Annotated in this window: 18 protein-coding genes and 1 pseudogene; 8 read left to right on the plus strand and 11 right to left on the minus strand. The window is 33.5% G+C overall.

The window, feature by feature from the left end:
- The first annotated feature begins 27 nt into the window (after positions 1-27).
- The 8 genes from DRF65_RS01925 (at position 28) to DRF65_RS01960 (ending at position 7,156) form a co-directional block, all read left to right on the plus strand.
- Positions 28-915, plus strand: a complete 888-nt coding sequence (locus DRF65_RS01925) for a DNA-processing protein DprA (protein ID WP_115968408.1) — start codon at positions 28-30, stop codon at positions 913-915.
- 1 nt (position 916) lies between these two features.
- Positions 917-1,576, plus strand: coding sequence for a hypothetical protein (locus DRF65_RS01930; protein ID WP_123947255.1), 660 nt, complete (start codon positions 917-919; stop codon positions 1,574-1,576).
- A gap of 395 nt (positions 1,577-1,971) precedes the next feature.
- The gene (locus DRF65_RS01935; RefSeq protein ID WP_115968413.1) at positions 1,972-2,514 is read left to right on the plus strand and encodes an antirestriction protein ArdA; all 543 of its coding nucleotides are present in this window, start codon (positions 1,972-1,974) and stop codon (positions 2,512-2,514) included.
- 46 nt (positions 2,515-2,560) lie between these two features.
- Positions 2,561-3,157, plus strand: coding sequence for a recombinase family protein (locus tag DRF65_RS01940; RefSeq protein ID WP_115968668.1), 597 nt, complete (start codon positions 2,561-2,563; stop codon positions 3,155-3,157).
- The gene (locus DRF65_RS01945; RefSeq protein ID WP_115968415.1) at positions 3,157-5,007 is read left to right on the plus strand and encodes a hypothetical protein; all 1,851 of its coding nucleotides are present in this window, start codon (positions 3,157-3,159) and stop codon (positions 5,005-5,007) included. Before DRF65_RS01940 ends, DRF65_RS01945 begins: the two co-directional genes overlap by 1 nt.
- A gap of 345 nt (positions 5,008-5,352) precedes the next feature.
- The gene (locus tag DRF65_RS01950) at positions 5,353-5,757 is read left to right on the plus strand and encodes a hypothetical protein (RefSeq protein WP_123947256.1); all 405 of its coding nucleotides are present in this window, start codon (positions 5,353-5,355) and stop codon (positions 5,755-5,757) included.
- Positions 5,758-5,778: 21 nt separating this feature from the next.
- Positions 5,779-6,354, plus strand: coding sequence for a hypothetical protein (locus tag DRF65_RS01955; RefSeq protein WP_115968419.1), 576 nt, complete (start codon positions 5,779-5,781; stop codon positions 6,352-6,354).
- Positions 6,341-7,156, plus strand: coding sequence for a hypothetical protein (locus tag DRF65_RS01960; RefSeq protein ID WP_115968421.1), 816 nt, complete (start codon positions 6,341-6,343; stop codon positions 7,154-7,156). The genes DRF65_RS01955 and DRF65_RS01960 overlap by 14 nt, the downstream gene beginning before the upstream one ends.
- Before the next feature lie 184 nt (positions 7,157-7,340).
- On the opposite strand, the gene DRF65_RS01965 is transcribed toward DRF65_RS01960, so the two are convergent.
- The 11 genes and pseudogenes from DRF65_RS01965 to DRF65_RS02015 form a co-directional block, all read right to left on the minus strand.
- A complete protein-coding gene (locus tag DRF65_RS01965) occupies positions 7,341-8,003 on the minus strand; it encodes a hypothetical protein (protein ID WP_115968423.1) in 663 nt (220 codons plus the stop codon).
- Positions 8,000-8,542 carry a hypothetical protein gene (locus DRF65_RS01970; protein ID WP_115968425.1) on the minus strand — a complete coding sequence of 181 codons (543 nt, stop codon included), beginning with the start codon at positions 8,540-8,542 and terminating at the stop codon, positions 8,000-8,002. The genes DRF65_RS01965 and DRF65_RS01970 overlap by 4 nt, the downstream gene beginning before the upstream one ends.
- A 17-nt stretch (positions 8,543-8,559) precedes the next feature.
- Positions 8,560-11,997 (minus strand): DUF6443 domain-containing protein, encoded by a 3,438-nt coding sequence (locus DRF65_RS01975; RefSeq protein WP_115968427.1) that lies wholly within the window; start codon positions 11,995-11,997, stop codon positions 8,560-8,562.
- Between the two features lie 236 nt (positions 11,998-12,233).
- Positions 12,234-14,228 (minus strand): recombinase family protein, encoded by a 1,995-nt coding sequence (locus DRF65_RS01980; protein WP_115968429.1) that lies wholly within the window; start codon positions 14,226-14,228, stop codon positions 12,234-12,236.
- A 47-nt stretch (positions 14,229-14,275) separates the two neighbouring features.
- Positions 14,276-15,121 (minus strand): annotated as a pseudogene (locus DRF65_RS01985) (YifB family Mg chelatase-like AAA ATPase); the annotation flags it as partial.
- A gap of 132 nt (positions 15,122-15,253) precedes the next feature.
- Positions 15,254-16,171, minus strand: a complete 918-nt coding sequence (locus DRF65_RS01990; protein WP_123947257.1) for a hypothetical protein — start codon at positions 16,169-16,171, stop codon at positions 15,254-15,256.
- 235 nt (positions 16,172-16,406) lie between these two features.
- Positions 16,407-18,362, minus strand: a complete 1,956-nt coding sequence (locus tag DRF65_RS01995) for a right-handed parallel beta-helix repeat-containing protein (protein ID WP_165852155.1) — start codon at positions 18,360-18,362, stop codon at positions 16,407-16,409.
- 787 nt (positions 18,363-19,149) lie between these two features.
- Complete coding sequence (locus DRF65_RS02000) at positions 19,150-20,112, minus strand: T9SS type A sorting domain-containing protein (protein ID WP_115968436.1); 963 nt, start codon at positions 20,110-20,112, stop codon at positions 19,150-19,152.
- 46 nt (positions 20,113-20,158) lie between these two features.
- On the minus strand, positions 20,159-21,553 hold the full coding sequence (locus tag DRF65_RS02005) for an outer membrane beta-barrel protein (RefSeq protein WP_115968437.1): 1,395 nt from the start codon (positions 21,551-21,553) through the stop codon (positions 20,159-20,161).
- A complete protein-coding gene (locus DRF65_RS02010) occupies positions 21,546-22,112 on the minus strand; it encodes an RNA polymerase sigma factor (RefSeq protein ID WP_115968439.1) in 567 nt (188 codons plus the stop codon). Before DRF65_RS02010 ends, DRF65_RS02005 begins: the two co-directional genes overlap by 8 nt.
- Before the next feature lie 92 nt (positions 22,113-22,204).
- Positions 22,205-22,780 (minus strand): DUF4840 domain-containing protein, encoded by a 576-nt coding sequence (locus DRF65_RS02015; RefSeq protein WP_115968670.1) that lies wholly within the window; start codon positions 22,778-22,780, stop codon positions 22,205-22,207.
- Between the last annotated feature and the right edge of the window lie 48 nt (positions 22,781-22,828).

Genomic DNA, 22,828 nt, shown 5'->3' on the forward strand with positions numbered 1-22,828 from the left:
AATATCAAATAAATAGTACTTTTGTATATGACTTTATTTACCAACAACGATAGTTTATTTTCAAATTCTTTGAGTCCTTTTGAGGAAGCAATAGCATATGAACTCCTGTGGACTAAAGATAAAGCCAGTTTCAAATCAATATCTGAACTGTTTTCAAGTTCACCTAAAGGTAGACCCTCAAGCTTTGTAACTCAAGAAATGATTGAGGACTTTAAAGATACTTTTCGTAAATTATTCTTTAACGACAAGCTTGATTATAAATTTAATTTCCTTATTAATTCAACTATAGACTATCCTTTAAAATTAAGGGATGCCAAAGAACCGATTGAAGCCCTGTACTATTCTGGGAATCTTGATTATATCGATTCTAAATGTATTTCCATTGTGGGAACTCGAAACCCATCCCCTGAAGGCTTAGTTAGAACACGAAAAATAACTAAACTCCTTGTGAAAGAAGACTTTACTATTGTATCTGGGTTGGCACAAGGAGTAGATACTATGGCACACAAAACAGCTATAGAGAACGGGGGAAGAACCATTTCTGTAATAGGAACCCCATTAAATCAAGTTTATCCTAAAGAGAATAAGGATTTACAGATATTTATAGCAAAAAATCATTTATTAATAAGTCAAATTCCGTTTTACAGATATTCATTACAAAACCCGAAGAGTAATAGATTCTTTTTCCCAGAAAGAAATAAAACTATGTCGGCACTTTCATTAGGAACTATAATTATCGAAGCAAGTGAAACATCTGGAACATTAACTCAGGCAAGGGCTGCATTACATCAAGGTAGAAAACTATTTATCCTTAATAGTTGCTTTGAAAACAAAAATATAACTTGGCCAGCAAGATTTGAAAAGATGGGGGCAATTAGAGTGAATGACATTAAAGATATTTTAGATGCAATTTGACATGGCAAATCCACAGTCTATCGATGAGCTTATCCTAAGTGATTATCATTACCTTGATGAAGAAGATAAATGCTTCTTCTTCCATGTTTATCTTGCTAACAAAGGTTATGCATTTAATGAGTACAATCAATTAATTGGCAATTTTAAAAAGAAATTAGATAGAAAAGGTCAATTTGATTGGAAATATAAACAGCAAGCAATAAAAAAAGTTGCTTCAATTTTAAGAGGAACTCTGGAAACAATACAAACACCAGTAACAGTAATACCAATTCCTCCATCATTATGTAAAACCGATGCAATGTATGATGATAGGATGCTAAAAGCTTTACAACTAGCATCAGCAGGATTAAAAAACATTATTGTAAGAGATATTATTTCAATTGAGGAAAACAGGGAAGCTTCACATACTAATGGTAAAAAGCCAAGATTATCACCTCAACAGTTACAACAATTATTGACATTAGAAGACAATCCACATATCAATACAAAAAATGTAATATTAGTTGATGATGTTATTACAACTGGCTCTCAATTTAAAGCCTGTAAAGGTTTATTACTTCAGGAGTATGATAACATTGACATAACAGGGCTTTTTATAGCACGAACACAACATGATGACTTCTCAGATTTTGATGATGAAGATTTAGATTGGTTAATGTAGCATCCTTATTGATTTATATTATTCAGCATTCGTCATAACTATATCAATAGAATAGCTATATCAACAGCAACCCCACCCTACTTTTAATTTCTTTAAGTACCCCCCTCCTAATAAATCTATATTTTATATCAGCTTTTTCCAAAGCTGGTTTTCACAAATTTTTTAAGATATATTTTTTTGCAAAGTATCAAATTTAGACTAAAGTCTAAACGTGATACAATAAAAGTTTGTTAATAACATGGTATAAAAGTTATAAAATGTACTAAAAATACCTATTCTAAATTTGGTACATCAAAAAAAATATTGTATATTTGAATTAATAAAAAAGCCTTGAAGTGTTGGAAGCACGACAAGGCATATCAATAAATTTTAACTCTTACTTAAAATTATCGACTATGGCAAATTTACAAAATTGTCTTGACAACTGCTCACTTTACTGTGGCACTTATGCAAAGTACAACAATGGGAGCATCTTTGGAGAGTGGCTAAATCTCTCTGACTACTCAGATTACAACGAGCTTTACGAGGCTATGAAAGAACTTCACAACGATGAAGAAGAACCCGAATTTATGTTTCAGGATTATGAAGCCCCTAAATTCTTTATCAATCAGGGGTTAATAAGTGAATGTCACATTTCAAATGACATTTACGAAATTGCAGAGAAAATAAACGATTCAGGCTTAGAATTTGAAATCATTGAAGCCTATGTAGATTGTAGAGGTAACTACAATCAAGACATACAGGGACTTTTATATGAAGTTTCAGAGTCTTATTCTGGTGAGTATAATTCTGATGAAGACTTTGTACAGGAAATGTTAGAACAAGATGGCAGCATTCCCGAAAATCTGCCCTCATACATCTTCATAGACTGGCAGAAAACAGCATATAATTTCATGTTTGACTATTCATGTTCAAATGGTCATTATTTCAGAAATTAATAACAACCCTGCACCCTGTCATCAGGGTGCTTTATACCATAATCAAATGAAAGCAAGATATATTAGAGTTTCTACTGGAAACCAGAATACAGCAAGACAATTACAGAAAAGCCACCCTAATGAAAAACTTTACATTGACATCATTAGTGGGGCTACACCATTCAGCCAAAGACCAGAGGGAAAAAAGATGCTTGAAGACATAGAAGCTGGTTTAATAGATTACATAACTGTAAATTCAATTGACCGATTAGGACGAAATCTCTTTGACATTCTCAGTACCTTGGAACTTCTAAATGACAAAAAAATTATTTTGAAAGTCGATAACTTGGGCATTGAAAGCTTAGTTAATGGTAAGATAAATTCAGCTTTTAGACTAATCATTTCAGTGATGGCAAATATAGCCCAGATGGAACGAGAAACCTTACTGGAAAGGCAACAAGAGGGCATAAAACTTGCCATAGCTAAAGGTGTTTACAAAGGTAGGGTAAAAGGTTCGGTTGAAAGTAATGAACAGGTTTTAGATAAGTATAAAGATGTTGTGAAGTATCTAAAGAAAGGACAATCTTTGAGAGATACTGCCAAGCTATGCAACGTTAGCTTAGGAACAGTTCAAAAGGTAAAACAAATTTTAAAGAAAAATTAATGAGAGAGAATACCATACCTAAAGCATTATCTAAGTATGAATTAACACTCCTAATTCCCGAAACTATTAATATTGAGGAACTTATTAAAGCTGCTATTTTGTATTCTGTTGAAATAGAAACAACAAAGCTATTGTCTTTGTTGAGTTTAATCACCACTGAATTAACATCTTACAACTATGAAAAGGAAATACATGTAACACACAATAAGACAAACATTCACAGTGATGAGCTAAAAAAGTGCTGTGGAAATAATTACAAAGTTTACATTAATTTTTTGTTAAAATCTGATGTGCTGGCAACAAGAAGTCCATTCAATCCCAAAGCTAAAGGACAAAGCTTCGGCTACGGCTTTTCTAATTCTCATGCATTCCGAAGGCTAAAAATAACCGTATTAGATTATCCAAAGCCAATAAATTATGATAAAAATTTCGATTCCTATGTAAAAAACTACGAAAAAATCTTGTACAATCTCTTTGATAGAACCAAGTTTTCCATAGATTTCAATCTTGCAGAGGAAAATTTATTCAATAAATATCTAGAACACTTCACTTTTCCACTTAACTCGAAAGATAAATCCAAGTGGAGAAGATATTCAGCATATCACGGTGCTTTAAAACAATTGGTGATGTTCCTTAATGGTGAGCATACATTCATTCGAAAAACTAAGCAATCAGAAAGAAAACCATCAGGCAGATTTTATTCTCCTTTAACTTCTTTAAACAAAATTACACGAAGCTTATTGTACTACGAAGGCAAAAAGTTACAGCAATTGGATGTAAAAAATATGTTTCCATATTTGCTATCACAGTATTTACCCAAAATAGCCATTCTAGATTCACAAAGAGTTGAAAGGTTACAAAATTGTCCAGCATTTAAGGCTAAATATAAATTAAATGCCGTCCCTTACAAAGCTAACCAATGGCTAGAACAGCATCTTAAAGAAAGGTATGGAACTTTATTACTACCCAAACCAATATTAGGGGTTACAAACGGGAGATTAGTTCAGCAAGGCTCTAACAAATACTTTTCTTTAGATAAACCTAAAAATTTGTTTCAGTATAGTGATAGCCACTTCCAGCAGTTTAATAAAAAGTTTTATTCCAATTTCCTTCCCAATAATTCACAAACGGGGAATTGGAATCATAATGATTGGAAATCGAAAAGGGAAAGTAAACCCCAAAGATACACCAACCTCAATAGCTACAACCAAACTAAAGGGTTATATGGTAATTCCCATTTAGGTACAACTTATACTGAAACCCATAAAGGCTCAAACGTTTCAGGAAAAGTAAACCCTGCACCAGTGGATTACTCTAACTATATCTCGACCAAAGCTCTTGAAAACCTCATGAATAAAGAAATTTCCAAGTTTAACACACTCACTACAGAGGGATTTGTTTATGACTACTTTATTACCCCTTTTAAGAGTAAAATTCATATAGTCGAATGGGCTTTGAAGTATCAAAGTTTGTTTAATACTGAGTACAACTACCTACATGAACAAGACAGAGATTTAGCAAAAAAACTTTTGATTTCCATGCTGTATGCTCAAAACAATCACTACAGAAAAGAGCAGGAAGTTTTTAAATCAGAATTCCCAATCCTGTATGATTTAATACGGGAGAAGAAAAAAGGGAATCACAAAATTATAACTCACGAGTTATTCGATTTAGAGGCTGAAATCATTATTGATACGGTTGCAAGAGACTTGATAAAGAAAAAGATTCCAACGTTTACAATACATGATTGCATTGTTGTACAAGAGGAAAACATAGAAGTTTCAAAGTTAAAACTAAAAGATGTATTTATTTCAAGGTTTGGGAATTGTCCCCAAATTAAGTTGGAATAATTTATGTTAACGAATAGTAAGGGTACTTAACATTCTGGAACAAAACAAAAGCTATTTTACAAAAAATAGAATTGAAAGATTCAAATTGAAATTAATATCTTTGCTACTTACTTCAACGAAAAAAGTGTAAACGTTGCTTTTTTGTTATAGAGAATCGGCAAAATTCAAAATAATGACACAAAAATGCAAACAGTTATCACCTTGTCTCATAGGGCAAGGGGAAAGAACCTGTTTTGTATGTGTCATGGGCTTTGCCGAGCCTTCTATAACTGTAAAGCATGGATTCAATCTCCTTGCTTTTTTTGTTGCTTATAATTAAAAATTATGAACAATAAAATTCAATTTATGAAACATTTATTTCTTGCAGTCTTAATGGCTGTTTCTCTCGTAAGCTGTTCTGGTAACGATGATACCACAACACCACAACAAAACAATCCTGTACAAAATCAATATTTTTCACCTCCTGCATGGATTCAAGGAAGCTGGAAAATCACAGGAAGTGCAAATCCTTACTTTAAATTTTCTTCGGATGACTTCATTCTGGTAACTCCTTATACTAGCTATAAAGCTGTTTTAACTCAGACGGCAGCTACGGGGCAACCTGCTAAGGTGGTAGAACAAACTTCTGACTATTATTATGAATTCACAATAACAGCAGGTGCTTCTTCTGGACAGTATAAGTTTAAGAAAATTAGTGATACAAGGATTCAATGGGTTGGTAGTACTCCTTTCTTTTTGGATAAAGAATAAACAACTTTAAGATTAATTAATATGAAAAAAATATTACTTCCCTTAGTTTTGTTTACAATCCTTGCTAAAGCCCAAACACAACAGGATTACTACAATTCCAATCCTTCTAGTATAGACCCCATAATTGGGATGAAAGAGACTCAAAGTGAGAGTGTAAGGGCTGTTGATGAGATTTTGAAAAACAGTAAACCAAGTAAAATAGGTCAAAAGTTAGAAAAATCTCAGAAAATGGTTGAAAATCTTGAAGTAGCAAAGTTTGAAGATGTCTACCAACCTGCACCAGCTCCTGAAAATAGAAACTCCAATCAGGCTGAAAATGCACAATCCAGCACTCAAAACAGTGATGTTGACCCATTCAGTTCCCCAGAGGATAACTCACCCTCTTTTCAAGGTGAAAAAGTTGATGTAGACCAGTATTACAATCAGCAACCAGATGGGAGTTACATTAAAAAAAATAGTGGTTACCAAAAACCCATCAACCAGAACAATGATAACACTGTTTTAATAGTTGTTATCCTAATTGTTGGTGCTGGAATTATTGGTGCTATTGTAACTAATAAACAGAAAAATACAAATAACAGCCATGATAGGGAATAGATTTTATGACAAAATCCATAACTGGCTACTTCCAGTGCCAGAACAGCAGTGTGATGTTTTCCCTCCTTTACATCGTTATCAGACACCATTTCAAAAACTTATACTAGATTATTTGGCTTGGAACGGGATTGATAAAAAGGGAAATGTAACCAGTAATAGGGTTTATCCAACTCGTATGGAAATTCTGGAAGTTAAGAGCACATTAAGAAAATGTGGTTTTTCAACTGGTGATATTGAAAAACTGATAGTTTTAGAGTTTCTGGAAATGAAGAGAAATATCCCTGATTTAGATTCAGAAATATTCATCTCTATTTTTGAAGACAGCTACTGCAATCTAAAACTTGCCAAATTTGCCACTTTAGAGGCTCAAAAATCGAATGAAATCACAAAAGAACACTACGATACCACAAAGAGATTTTTAATCGAAATTCAAGCTTGTTTAGAGGTAGAGTATTTAAGAACTAGAATTGAGTGTAATTTTACTGAAATTGGAAGTTGGAATAATCCTACCAGAGTAGAGGAATTTGTAACTCCTTTTGCAAAGCTACAATTAAATTGTAACAAATCAGCTAAATTCAGTATTAATTATTTTATAAATCCTCACATTAAAGAACTTATAGGGGAAGCTCTGGGGAATACTCTGGAAAAAAGATTCAATGAGTTAGCCACTGGGGAATTTAAACACTTGGTAAAAATGACTCCACTGAATAGGAGATATGACAGGTATTTTGAGGATTTGTTGAGATGTACCCGTACATTCCCAAATTACAAAGCTGTTATTACTGATAAAAATTCTTTATAAATTAAACAACAAGTGTAAACCTTTAACGAGGTTTTAGAAAATAGTAATCCCCTCAATTTTCAGAGGGGATTTTGCTTTGCCATATATATAGATAACACAGGATTGGATTATTTTACATGTTAAATCACTGATTGACAGTGAATTACTTAAACCAAATGGCAGATTGAGTTTTAGGGGTAAAAAATCACTTGGAAATTGAGCTTTTAATTGCTTCAATTTTTGTTTTATCCAGCCTCATTTTCTCAACCTTTTCAACTTCATAAATGATTTCATACTTTCCCATATCCATGATAAATTTATAGTACGGTGCTTTCATTTTTTGCATGGCAATGTTATAAAACCCATCTTTAAAGTTGCTGTATAATTCAGGATTTATATATAAATCATTCTCTGGATAGAAATAAGAAAGTGATATTTGTTGCCCACTTTTAGGCTCTACCATTGAGATGCTATAACCTTTACAGCTCTCATTTAGTATTTGTTCACTTGGTAACTCTTTTTCATTTAATAAACTTGTACTGCTAATTAGTGAACTGGTACAATATACCTCATCCAAATTTTTCCATTTTGCACAAACCTCTTGATTCTTAGGATTGTATAAAACAAATTGATAGCCTTTGTTCCCTGTGTTTGAGTATTCCTTAACAAAACTTCCATTTTCATAAACATACAAGTCTATTTTATCTCCAAACTTTTGTTTTTGATATTTTATATACTCTTTATCATCCGTTTTAGAAACAAAAGTTATGTTGTATTTAATTACTCCTTCAAAACTTTTCATTTGTTTTTCCTGACAATTCAGAAAGGAAAATGTAAACAAAACAATCGTTAATATATTGATTTTCATACATTAATTTTCCAGTTTAATCCTCCACCTGCTTCCGAAGCATTATTATCTTCAATCCACTTTATTGCAGAGTCTGAATAGAAAAATGTTTTTTCTTTTGAAAACCTTTTTAGAAATTCTTTTCTAAAATCTTTAATAAAGTCATCACACCACAGGGTAAAATCATTAGATTTCTTTTCTAAAACATCATTTTCGTTCCAGAACGATTTTACATAGTAAAACCTACCTCTGTGTAAAATACTTGTGTCATGAGGATAAAAACCTCCTAAATCAAACTCCAACAGATAACTCTCATCAATGTCAAAATATTTTACATGCTTGCCTTCTGTTGTATTAACTCTTACTTTATTAAGAAAATCATTGTTTGATAAATAAATTTGAAAAACATCATTCTTTGGAATCTCATTTTGTAATTCTATTTTATCATCATTTGAAATCTTTTGATTCAACAGTATTAAAGCTCCTTTTTTATGAATAAATTGATTGATTTCCCTATAATCTTCGGGGGTAATATAAAAATTTAATTGTTTAGAACTCATGCTTCTATTATTATAATTTAAGGTGCAATTTTACCAGCATCACCAACTTTTGGTGTTATTTTATTATAAGGCTTAAATTCAGGTCTAACTCCTGTAGCACCTTCGATGTCATCTAGTGCTTTCCTCTCTCTTGAAATAGGTTTCCCTTTTTGGGTCTGTTTTCCTACTTGGATTTGTTTTACCTCACCTGTAGTTGGATTTGTACCCTCTACATCTACGAATCTTTTTGTTTTAGTACCATCAGGAGTTCTAACCATTACTTCTTTTTTAATGCTCGTAAATCCTGCATCTTTCAATTCCTCTTCTGCTTCTTTTACTGCTGCCTTATGTGCTGGTCCTCCAGTTTTTCCATAAGGGTTTGGAACTTTTCCTATTGTTGTTTCAGCAATGGTAGAAACTTCACTTTCTGCTTTGAAAACTCCTTTTAGTGCATTCCATGCTCTACCAAAGAAACCAATTTTTGTAAGACCAGTGACTACAACCTCTTCAATTGCTATTTCAGGTAAGATTGAATAAACAGTTACAATTGCTGGCTCTAAAATTGAGTTTCTTGTTTCATTAAATAGCTGGTAATTTTTACTATCTCTATAATTGGTTACCCCATCCAATTCTGTCATATACTTAACATTGGGGTCTTTACTATCCATGTCAAAACTTGTCATTTCAAGCCCTTCCAGCTCCCTGCCTAAACCAATTTTATTTTCCTGAAATGCAAAAGGTGAGTTATATGTGTACTTTTCAGCTAAGGGGTCAACATTAAAGAATCTTCCCAGTTCTGGAATATTATTTCTCCATTTAAAAGAACCCCACCCTGTCTCCTTTTGTCTTTCCTGACCTTGGAAGCCATAAGTATAATTTGGTGTTTGTGTGTAAGTTCCGTTATAACCCTGATATTCCAGCCCAAAAGGATAATAATTTGATTCCCTGTCTATGGTAGCTGTATTGTTTGAGTTGTAATAAGCTAATCTTACATTACCCCAAATATCGGAATAATTATAAACATATCTTTTCTTTTGATAATCATAGTATCCTTCACTTGTTGGGAAAAACTGTAAACTGTTAAAGCTTCCTTGTCCGAAATACTGGAATCCATCAAGATAATCAGTGTCTTCGGTTAGTATAAAGCCACTTCTGGGATTAAGATAGCTAAATGCTTTTTTCAGTTTTACACCATCTGCACGGTACGAAAAAACTACATCACTATTAAACGATGTTCCTTGTTGGAAAGTAACTTTATTAGGCAGATTCAAGAAATTGTAAGAAATATTACTAATTTCTTTATCAACATGGTTTATCATGTTTCCATTCAAATCATAAGCAATCGTATTGCCTCCTGTTGGATAACCTAAATTATTACTGCTGTTATCAGTGACATTAAGAAGTTGATTTCCTTTGTAATTACTATAAATTAGGTCATCAATCAACATTGCAGTATTGTTGTACGATTGGTATCTTTTCAGAGATTTGATATTCCCATTCTCATCATAAGTCAAAAATTCTCCGTAGCCATTGGTTACTGGAACAGTTGCTAAAGGTTCAAGATATGAAGCATCCGTAAGTCTGTCTAATCTGTCATATTTATAACCGTATCTTCTTAAAGTGTTTCCATTAGCTGTTTTCCAATCAAACTCTGAAATACTTCCGTTGTATTTTGCTGGTGCAAAAGATGATGAAGCTGGATTATCGTATTTTAATTCAATCCCAAATAGCTTATTGTTAAAACTGGCTGGGTTATTAGGATTGTTAATAGAAGTTAACCACCCTCTAATGTTGTAAGTGTAATCAATAGACTGTAATGGTGTGCCTGTAGTATTTCCAGTCTTTTTATTAATCTGTTGCCCAATCTCATTATAGGTGTTTTCTGCCAGTAGTTCCTCCTGTAAATTATCAACCTGATGATATTGCTTTAAAACCCTGTTCTGATTATCATATACAAATCTTTCTTTTACCTTAACCTCTACATCATTAGTTGTTTTTTTATGATAGGTGTAGCTTTCCTCAACCAGTCCTGTAAAATCAAGCTTAAATTCTTTATTGGTGTAGCCTCCTAGATGATTAATAGTCTTTAATGCTACTGGTCTAGCTCTACTGTCATAATAAGTATAAGTTTTAGTCCAGTTGTTGTCATCAATGTTCTTTACATAACTGGCTGTTTGAAGGCTATTCGTTGTAGCATCATTATTTGCATTCAATGTCTGTGGTAAGGTGTATTGACCTAAAACTGTTGCTGGAATGGCTGGGGCTTCTACTGGGTAAGTATCGTAATAGTTTAGGGTCAGTACAGTCATGCTTCCTGTTGGAAAAGCCTGTTTGTCATAATAAATATCAATCCCTTGTAAGTTAAAAGGGATTCGACTTCTCTTTTCATTGTTTCCAGCATTAGCAGACATGTTATTTAATGCACCTTGCATTGCTTGTCTCGTAGCTGTATTAGCAAAGAATCCTGTATAAACCACTCTGCTAAATTCATCGTACTTAGTGAAAAGCCAGCCTTTAGTGTTGAAATTGTTGTTTACGGTCCTTAATACTGCATCTTGTGCTAAAACTGGTCTATCCTGTTTGTCATAAACTATATATTGCCATCCTTTGCCAGGTATTTTCTTTTCTACCTCTCTATTTCTCCCATCATACCTGTATTGATAACATAAATCATCTAAAATATCCTGTGTAACAACATTTCCATTGCTTTTAATCAGTTTTATAGCTTTAGGTGGGATAACAAATGCTTTGTGATTATATTCATTGTAAACATAATAAGTATCAATATCTTGATTACCATCATTTTTACGAATAAGCAAAATTTGCCCTCTACCATTCTTAAACTGAATTACAGGATTTCCATCTTCATCTGTTACAGTAGTTTTGTAAAGTGTTGCAGCCTTATAATAACCATTGTTTTCAGAAGTAACTGTTAGGGTTGATAAAGTATTGGTAACATTATTAACGGTGTTTATAGTTGTATTTGTTACAAATCCTAAAACTTCATTTGCATTGTTAGCCTCGTACTTAATTTTTTCAGTATGACTTGAACTCATTTTCCATGAGTCACCAGCCTGTGCAAGTTGCAACACTCGGTCTAATGGTGAGTTTTCAAGCTCCTTTTCTGCATAAGCATTTGAAACACCATAATAGGAATTTGCTGTACTTTCATTTGTTACACCTGAATGTATGGCAGAATTTAAGGTACTTAATGGAGTGGGTAAGATTTCTTTTGTTCTTCTCCCGAATCCATCATAGGTGATTGGAGTTACTAAATCTTTTCCTGTTGTGGTTGCTTTAACATTTACAATCTGCTTAGGTCTTCCTAAGCCATCATAATAGGTTACTGCTTCAGATTTTCTGGTACAATCCTCATTTAGACAGGTGATAGATTGAATGTAATTCTCAGTAGGTGACAATTGCCCTGATAACTGGCTATAAAGAGCCAGTATAAAGAGAAATAAAAATTTCTTCATAATACTTTTGTGTTAGTTTATACTTTAAGGAGCAAGTATAATATTTTTTTTTAATTCCACGTATGGGGAAAACCACATATTTGAATAGGGATTTCTACTACTTGCTCGTTGGGTCAAATATATAGAGGGCTAACGACAAAACGTGTCACATTAAAACTTGATTTTAAGTTATTATGAAAATTATATGTTGAGAACTTTGGTTTCAGCCAGAATGTGAAAACAACAATACGAACATGCTATTCTTTGAGTTTAGATTTTGATTTTGCTTTGGGAGTTACTAATAAGTCTGTATAATTTTGAGCTTCAAATAAAAATGTAACCCACTCAATCAGTGGCTTATCTTTGTAGTTCTTGTAGTTTCTAACAAACCATTGATAGTTTTCATCAGTTTTATTTTCGGTCAAAATGTTTATACCAGACTCTTTGCATAGCAAAGTCTTGTTTAAAGTATAGAAATCAACAACTTTTTTTACGTTCCAACTTCTTAAATCTCCGTGAGGAATAATTGTGTTATCTAAAATGTATGTACAATTATCCTTTCCCAAAAAAGGTTTAATTAAAAACCTTCCATTACTTAATGGTATAATTGACTTGTCAATCATATCTGAATCCATTGTTTCCACGATACCATTTTCAGTCAACAATTTAAATGTTCTGTCTCTAAGTGACACTATAATATCATTCTTAACATTATAGATATAATTTTCTTTAACAATTCCATTTTTAAATTCAATCTGAATATGATAAGTATATGGTGGGTATTTAAATCCGTTCTTATGCTCTCTTCCATCATCATAAACAACAATTATCCTCTCAACGTACTTGTGAATTAAGTTTCTTTTGGTATCAAAATCAACATCTTTTGAAAAGTTTTCAAAATCAGTTCTCGTATCAACAAGTAAACTTTCAAAGTTTTGAACATCTGCTACTCTTGAAACAATTAATGCCTTATCTAAACTATATTTAGTTAGGTTTTCTTTAATCTTATTAATTTCCTCTTTTGCATCTTCATCATTAATGACTCCATTGGATATTGCTCTAACAAGATTACCTCTGCTTTTCTGATTATCTTCAATTTTCTTATCCAACAAAGACTCTTCTTGTTTAAGGGCTTCTAAAATCTCTTTTTGACTACCTGATGACTCATTTAAAAGCCCCAATAGTTCTTTTCTAATAAAAAAGTGTTCCCATATAATTTTTTCAATCTTATCAATGTTTATAGCCCTGTTTCCACAGTTTTCCCCTTTGTATCTTCGAGATGAACAGATGTAGGTATGGTCTCTTTTATTAACTCTACTCCTTCCATACATATTTCTACCACAGTTGCATTTAATGATACCTTTTAGCAAGTATTTATGCTCAACTTTCTTTCCAGTATTGTTTCTATTCTTTTGTAAGTTTTCATTAACTTTTTGCCAGTATACCTCATCAAAGATTGCTGGTACTGGATAGTAATTTCCTCTCCAAAATCTCTGACCCTTATAAATTGTATTCTTAATTATCCCTTGTATGGTTCTACCTCTCCACTTAGCATCACTTTTTTTCTTTTCAGTTACCAGATTGGGATTATACTTGTCTCTGACCTTATAAACTCCTCCTTTTGCCAATTTACTATAGGCTGTTGGCACTTCTTCCAAGTTTAGTATTTCAGCAATTTTATCTGTTCCCTTACCTTCTAAGGACATTTGGTAAATCCTTTCCACTATTTCAGATTCTTTTTCATCGATAATCAAAAATTTATTAGAATCCTTAGTGTAACCAAATGGAGGACTTGCATGAACTTTCCCAGCCTCAACATTACGTTGCAATGCAGTAACAACCTTCTTTTTTGTCAGTTTAACATAAAAAGAATTAAAAATGGATAACATGTTTGAAGTAAGGAAATTAGTATCTAATGAAAAATCAAATTCTCCCGAATTTTGGAAAAATAGATTGATGCCATCCTTCTGAAAGAGGAAGTATAACGTTGACCATACAGTATTATTCCTTTCAAGCCTTGACTGGTCATAGGCAAACACATGAGTTATTTTTTTGGAAGCAACATTTTGAACTAATTCATATAGAGCTGGTCTCTTTTCTATTTCCAATGTACCTGAAATTCCATTGTCCTCATAAATTTCATATTCCAACCCTATTGTTTGAGCATAGGCTCTACCCAAAGCAATTTGAGTCTCGATTGAGTTCTTTTCATCATCCTTATCTTGTGACACTCTTGCATAAATAGCTAACATACAGTGATTTTTCTGCAAATATACACATACACAACATTCTATACAATAACATCTGAAATCGTATGATGTGGTGAACGAAATGGCCTTACTGTCATTAATGAAGCTTCTGTTCCTATTTTTCCTGCGACGGAATGTATTTTTGTAGTTTCCAATGCCTCTTTCAATGTTAAAGGAGGTAAAATACTTGGAACTCTTTTTGCCAGCATTGTTTTTCCACTTCCCGGAGGACCGATCAAAATGATATTATGCCCGCCGGCAGCTGCTACTTCCATTGCTCTTTTAGCAGATTCCTGGCCTTTTACTTCAGAGAAATCAAACGGAAAATTATTGATTCTTTCATGGAACTCTTTTTTGGTATCCAATATGACCCTCTCAATAGGTTTTCCTTCATTAAAAAAGTCGATGACTTCCTTTATATTTTCTACTCCATATACTTCAAGACCACTGACTATGGCTGCTTCTCTGGCATTCTGAATGGGAAGAATAATTCCTTTAAATCCTTCCTCTCTGGCTTGAATTGCTATGGGCAAAACACCTTTAATAGGCTGCAGACTTCCGTCTAACGAAAGCTCACCCATAATGATATAGTTCTGAACTTCATCGGCCAGAATCTGATCTGATGCCGCTAGAATTCCAACAGCAATACTCAGATCATAAGCAGATCCTTCTTTTCTAAGGTCTGCAGGAGCCATATTAATGGTAATTTTCTTACCGGGAATTTTATAGCCAACATTTTTTAAAGCTGCAGAAATTCTATAACTGCTTTCTTTGATCGCATTATCGGGAAGCCCTACCAAATGGTACCCCACTCCGCCGGTATCTACATTTACTTCAATGATTATCGTCTGGGCAGCAACGCCATGAATGGCACTACCATAAATTTTGATCAGCATGGTGTGTTTTTGAAGTAAATATAATTAATATACCGTTTTGAAAATCTGCAAGTTATGCTAATAATTTTCTATAGAAAAAAGAATTCTTAAAATGATTTTAAGAAAAGTAAAGATTTAAACATCAATTAGTTTTTAGTGATCACAATTCGCCACAAAGACTGGTTTCCCCAATGTTTTAACAGCAACCTGCGGTTGAGTAGTTCCTGTAACCTTATCAAACTTCATTAATACAGCATTATCATGGTAATCTTTGCTTTTATAATTCACCTGTTTTTCCGGTACACCAAGGCTTACATATACATTCTTGATTTTGTTGTATTTATAGTTATTCAAATCTATTTTTTCGTTCATATCATCATTGGTGTTATATGCATTGTTCACCAATTTATAATCTGTATCAAAAGCCATATCGAATGATTGATTCATGAATTCCAGCTCTTTTTCATTGGAAAACACTTCTTTTACAGTAGATTTTTTAATCACCTCACCTGATTCGCTATTCAGTTCCGACAATCCTTTTTTTGTGATTTTTAAAATAAAATCATGATGATACAAACTATCCTGCATATGCTGAACAATAAAATCATTATAATCACCAGTCGGAAAATTATAGATCAGTTTTGGGATATCAACCTCTAATCCATTTTCATATTTCTTTTCTTCTAACAGGGTAATGACTGGCCATTTCTCTTTGAAAACATGAACATTAGGATAGTCCAGACAGTTGGCTTCATCATTAAAAAGAGGCTGCATTTTATTTGGAAACTCGCCTACAACAATATTGCTGTTTCCAATACCATCTCCTGCAAAATTAATACGCATTCCAGTTTTAATATCTGTATTTTTACGGGCATATACAAAGAATTTAGCTTCCGGATTTTTGGGTTTCAGGTAAAGAAGATCTTTTTCAATATTCCATGTTCCTTTTATCAGCGTTGCATAAGCAATGATCAGAAACGTCTTATTTTTATTGATAACGAAAACAGATCCGTTTGTTTTATACACTCCATCGATATTTTCAGTGTTTTTTTGAGCCTGTATCAGTATCATACAGAATATCATTAAAGGCAGGAGTATTTTGTTAAATTTCATTTTAATCATTAAATAATTTGATAAATATCGTAAAAAGTTAGAAAGAATCCGAATTTTAATCTACACAATAAGCTTTTTGAGATCATCTGGAAAATATTCTTTCAAAGACCAAATAATAAAAAACGATGGTAGCTCTGTTAAGTCTAACATCGTTTAATATGTAAGCGATCTATAAAATGATCAAATATCCTTATTATCTGATATCCTGTACTTTTATTGTAGCCCCTGACAAGATCTTATCTGGTCCGAAGGTGCTGTTATTATAAGAATGTAATGTTCTGAATGTGCAGTAGTTCATTTGTGGAGATTCTGCAATAATTCCTACCGGTAAAAATGTTAGCCCGGTATAATTAGCCAAAATATTATTTTCACAAATAATTTCACTCGCATCTCCTTGAATCACAATATGACCATACTCTTTATTATTTGCTAAACCTACATTATTAGTCTTATTACCACTAATGATTGTGCGTTTTGTATTTCCTATTTTAATCCCGTCAGTACCAGTTCTTAAAACCGCATTATCTGCTACAGTAAGTGAAGTATATTCCAACACATCGATAGCACTTTGCTGTACGGACTTCAAATTATTGCCCTTAATTGTGATATTTTCTTTTTTAAAATTGGTGTGATCGTCCGTAATACATGTTTTAACTGTTTCAATGTAATTTCCCTCAATGGTTACGTTATCAGCTCCTTTTCTGATCTTAACTCCGTCTCCATTTCCTACCATTTCCAGATCATTAATTTTTACATTATGTACTTTATATAAATCAATAAGCGGATAATCAAATGCATTTTCAATTCTGCCATTTCTTACTTTAACACCATTTGTGCCTTCAATAAAGATTTGCGAGGCTTTATTTCCTGAAGAAGCTAAGTTTTGCACATTAATATTAAAGATTGTATGGGAATATTCATCTCCTTCTGTTCTGCAGGCAAAGCCATCAAGACCATTATTTCTTGTTGTTAAATTTAGAAGATTAACATCCGATACTGCTGCACTAGCTTCTGGAGTTGCTATCATCAATCCATACCCTGCATTTTGATCACAGATGCAGTTAACGATATTCACATTTCTGATTTTTTGGTTTTTGTTGGGTTCAATGTCTATTCCTGCTTCCGGAATTGTTCCATTGGTTTTAATAAATTGACTGTTAAGCACATTAACACTATCACAATCTATGATTGACATCCCTTGTCTACGGTTATCACAACAAAGAACATTTGTAATGTTACCATTATAGGAATACTTGATATAGATACCATCTCCCCAACATTCTGAAATTTCTACATTTTCTATAATGAAATTACGAGCTTCAAGTACATTAATACCAAATCCCCATTCTCCGAGATCAAGCCCGTTTACGCTTTCATATGTAATGGAACCATCAGTCACTTCAATCAGGATATTTTCCTTATAATGTATATTACAATAAGAGGGTTTTTTATCCGGAGTTATCTCTTCACATGGTACATTCGGATATACCCATGGTTTCACTCCACCTGAGATTCCAGCTTTTTCCACTCTCAAGGGGGTATTATTTACATAAACATAATCATCCACCTGATAGGATTCATTAGGTTTCCAAATTTTGTAATAACTTCCATTTTTAGCCTTAAAACTATATTTATTTCCTTTTATTTTCCCACCTTTCAACATTGTGTTTACTGTTCTGTAAAAGGAGATTAATTCATATTCAGGGTAGTTCCCTGGAAGTGCTTCAACTCTGCCATTCAAATAATAATTGGTATCGCTTTGAAGTTGAATCTTTTCCAACTTATCTACATCAATCTTATACACTCCGGAAAGAATAACATTTTTAATATTCATAACGTGTAACCTTACCAAAGATGTATTGACATCCACAATTTTATCCGTCTCATCTCCCTTAATCCCACAGTAAGCAAGATCTACAGTGTCTCCAAAAGCAGCTTCCAATTTATATTGTGTGTTGTTGGTAAGCTTAATAATACTGAAATTATCCTCTGAAGCAACCGTTTTTGATAAATAATAGATAACAGGTTTATCGTAAGGAATTCCTGGATAATAACCCGTTAACTGCACATATTGAGGCTTTTTCTCTTGATCAAAGGACATTATGAGTGCTGAAATTTCGGCTACACTTAGATTTTGTAGCTCATTCATTGAATTTTTAATAATTGCCATTGTACTTTATGATTTAATTGGTTGATTAATTATTTCCAAAAGTACAGGCACACAGCGCCAAAACATGGCGTATTATAAATTTATTGAACTTTATTTTTCTCCCTGTCACTAAAGATCAATTTTTCCAGTTTTAGTTTAAATTTCTCAAAATAAGAGAACCGTCTTTTGTAAATCTACATTTCCTGCCTTTATCAAAAACAGAGCTTGAAAAAAACCACCACTAAAATGAAGATTTACTTGAAATAACCTACAAAAATCATTGAAAATTAAATCTTTAATTCTATTATTTCATCATAAAATGGAAATATCAGATTATAAAATAATAGACTTAGTTCTAATTCTGGTCTAAATCAGTGCTTTTATATAATGGATAATTAAGTCTATACTCCGATTTCTATAGATTTTGTTATATGATTTAATCGATTCACCATAGAAAAAATTTCCATCTCTACACCCATTTAATTAATATAACTTATTAAATATAAATATTTTACAATAAAACATATATCAATAATAAGCTTAATTGAAACAAAAAAATGTACTCAGTGTTTCATGTGAAACATAAGAGATTTATTCTACCCCTTTTATATAGCTTTTTTCAAGATCAATAATAGTCAGGCAGAATTAATCTGTAATATAAAGTTGAATTCGGATAATAAGCAAAATAGGTACAGAGAGGGTTTCTATATCAGCAAAATAAAATCGGCACAAATTCATGTACCGATTTAACCACTATTAAAAACTAACGAAAAGATTATTTAATCCTTTATTTCTTTATAAATTTATTTCTATAGACTTCTCCTTTGCCATTTTTAGAAACAATGATATAATTTCCGGCTGCCAGATGGCTTACATCAATGGCTTGTCTGTACTGGTGATCATTTTTCTTAAGCACCAGCTTTCCGGACATATCTATAATGGTAACTTCCTTATACTCTTCTGATTCTTTTCCGATATACAGGAACTGTGCAGTAGGGTTTGGATATATACTTAATTTATTTTCTTTGGCTTTTACTTCTCCTGTACCCAGATTTCCACAGAACTCCCAGTTTCCGTATTCAAGTTTTACGAAGGTAAAAGGGTCCAGCATCTGGCACTGATTGGGGCAATATTCTGTACAGGCGTAGAATCCATATTCTCCCGGCTCAGAAGTGGTATAGGTATCTCCTGTCACATTTGGAATCACACAAGGGTCTCCTGTAAAAGGCGCAACAGTGGTCGGAATACATTTAAACCATGTATGAGGGCCATAGACTACAGGAAATATGTCATCAAATTTCACGGGAGCACCTTCACATACATGAGCGACTCCACCATCTACAATTTCATAAGTTCCCGGAACAAAAGTGGACATCATTGCCGGAAGTCCATACACATATCCGTCTGCCATTACTGCTGCACTTTCTGCCATACAGGCTCCCTGTGTCACTTGTACCTTAAAATAATAAAGCTGGTCGCCACCATTGATCGTTAACTGTTGTGAGGTAGCTCCCGGAATGGCTTCCCATGGATTGTTATTGGGTGTCTGCCAGGTCCATTCCTGTTTGTACCATTGGTAAGATGAGTATGTTTGTGTAGTGGAAAGTATTTCATCTTCACTTTCACAGAACAATATCTTCTCCGCAAATATAGCACCTAATCTCGGGCTGGTGATGGTAGGTTCGCACTGTGCTTTTATATTCAGAAAGCCGAATAATAAAAATGTTAAAAAAGTCAGTTTTGTTTTCATATATATTGACATTTAAGGTTGATTTCTGTTTTAAAAGTCATCAGCATTAATCAATCAACAATCTGATCCCGAATTTCAAATTAAAATGCAGGGGTTTTTCCTTATAAATGGTGTTGGGAGACTTCTCATCCCTGAAATGATATCCGATCCCGGGTTCTGCGTAGATTCCCAACCGGTTAACCAGCTTTACCTGAACTCCTGCTGCAGCATTTACTGAAAGCGACAGTGGCTTATGATCTATATCCTCTCTGAAAGTTTCCTTTACCTTATCGTGTACTACATAACTGGTGGTAACGGTTCCTGATACAGGCTTCTCTACCATAGCTCCTCCTGTGATATATCCTGTAAATCTTCCTTTCTGAAATACATTGTAATTGACCTGAACAGGAATTCCTATATAGTGAACGGTCTGCTCTCCTTTAATATAATTGTCATTACTGCCTGAATGAAGCTCGGAAGACAGTTTGGTATAATTCAATCCTGTTCCTATTCCCCATTTTTTTCCCAAACTATAATACACAGACATTCCGAAGGTTACCGGAATCTTATGCCTGATCCTTGCTTCTACCGGTTTACTTTGATTGGCCAGTAATATTTGGGTCATAGGATCATCTACATATTCGGAGGCGCTCCAAACTTCTTCAATATTCATTGGCGCTCCATCCATGGAGGCATACCCATGAAACTGCTGTTCTGAAGAGTTGGAGGATGCGTTTCCAGTAAGCATACTCAGCATCCATTTCTTTTCAGACCCGGATTTTGTTACTTCAGTTGTGGTATTATCTGCATATTTTTCAGGCAATCCCTGCTCTACCCTATCAATCTCTTTTTCGACACCTTCATCTTTTACTTTATTATCAGCTAAAGGCATTTCCGTCATTTTATTCTCTTCCTTAGAAACTATTGGCTTCATCACCTCAGGTATTTTTATGATGTCCTGAGTATTTTCATAATATCCTTCTTCTTTTTTTCCGGATTCTTTAGATGTAATCTTTTGAACAGAAGCATGTCTTGTATTAACATTATTCTGAGTTAAAGCCTTCTCCGTCTTTGATTTCTCTCCAACCTCTATATTCTCCTGATTCCCTGCATTATTCAAAGACAGACCAGCCCCTGTTTTTTTGTTCGAATCTGATGGATTCTGCGAGATTTTCTTCTGATTCTCCTCCGGCAGCATTTTCATCATCATAAAGATCAGAACTGCTGCTGCTGTAATACCTCCGATACGATACAACCATGAGCTCTTTATATCCGGTTTCGTTTTAGCTATCTTTTCTCCTTTATTTTCAGCATCTGTTGCAGGAATAAAGCCTGGCATCAATTTATTCTCCTCTTCTCCCGAGAACAGTTCATCGCTGATGTCATCCCACAATCCTTCCGGAACCTCTTCTTCATGGTTCTCCATTCTGCTTCGCAGGGTATTGAGCCACTCGTTATTCATATTGTGCTTTTTTTGACATTTTAAATTCCTTTATTTTCTGAACCAGCAACCCTTTTGCACGGTGAAACTGTGATGCAGAAGAATTTTCGGCGATTCCCAGCAGGGATGCAATTTCTTTATGGCTTTTCTGTTCAAACACATAAAGGTTGAAAACGGTTCTGTATCCGTCAGGAAGAGATCTGATCAATCCCATAATATCATCTTTCGGAATTTCTTCAAAATCCGGTTCATCATCATCAGGAAGATCGGGAAGATCTTCCACCTCAACAGAAGATTTAAAATCTCCGTTTTGTCTGATATGCTTAAGTGACTCATTCACTGTAATCCTGGTGATCCATGCCCTAAGAGAACCTTCTCCCCTATATTCGAACGACTCTATTGAATGGAACATCTTGATAAAGCTGTTCTGAAGTACATCATGCACATCTTCCTTTTCAGAAATATACCGTGAGCATACATAGGTCAGATTACCTGAATAAGCTCCAAAAAGCTCTTTCCAGGCGGCTTCCTCCTTCTGCAGAAGGCGGCCTATCAAAATCTGTTCTTTACTTTCTCCCATGTACTGCTCCAGTATACGATATTGATTTAAATTTTAAAGCAAAAATAGATTGCATCGTATAAATACAATCTATTTATAGTAATAACCATTAATTAATATTTTACACAGAATGGAAAATTATAATTAATCGCTTCATAAGGGGCAAGTACTGTACCGTCTACGGTAATTTTCTCTGCATTCAAAACAAATCGCATAGAGCCATCCATCCCTACATAAAATCCTTTCTGCTTAGCCGTTAATACCACTTCTGTTTTTTTTGTTGTTCCATCTACTGGTATTCTGATTTCCATCGGTTTTGGAACCAAAGACAATTCTATCACATTACTGGCTGCATTTACCGAAGAGGTATATTGTATATCATATTTCACCTTTCCCAGTGCCTTGATGGCCATCTCTGCTTTTACCGGGTCTTTTACTACTGTTTTCACAATTTCATCTACTGGAAATTCTGCAAACATGACCGTATCTTTTTTTACTTTAAAATTCTTTATTTTTTCTGTTTTGCTCTCTCCCTGTACAGTAATGAGTCTCCCTTTGTAGTTTCCTATCACATCCTCCTGTTTTACCGGACGAATTTCCGGACCATCAACGGTGCATGAATACAAAGTGAAACCTGTCAATACAATTAAGATAGCTGTTAAAAATTGAGATACTTTAAATTTTTTCATTGCATTATTTTTTTCATTAAACATTAATTATTTTGAGTACTCATTGAT

Source organism: Chryseobacterium pennae, assembly GCF_003385515.1.
In the GTDB taxonomy this organism is placed as follows: domain Bacteria; phylum Bacteroidota; class Bacteroidia; order Flavobacteriales; family Weeksellaceae; genus Chryseobacterium; species Chryseobacterium pennae.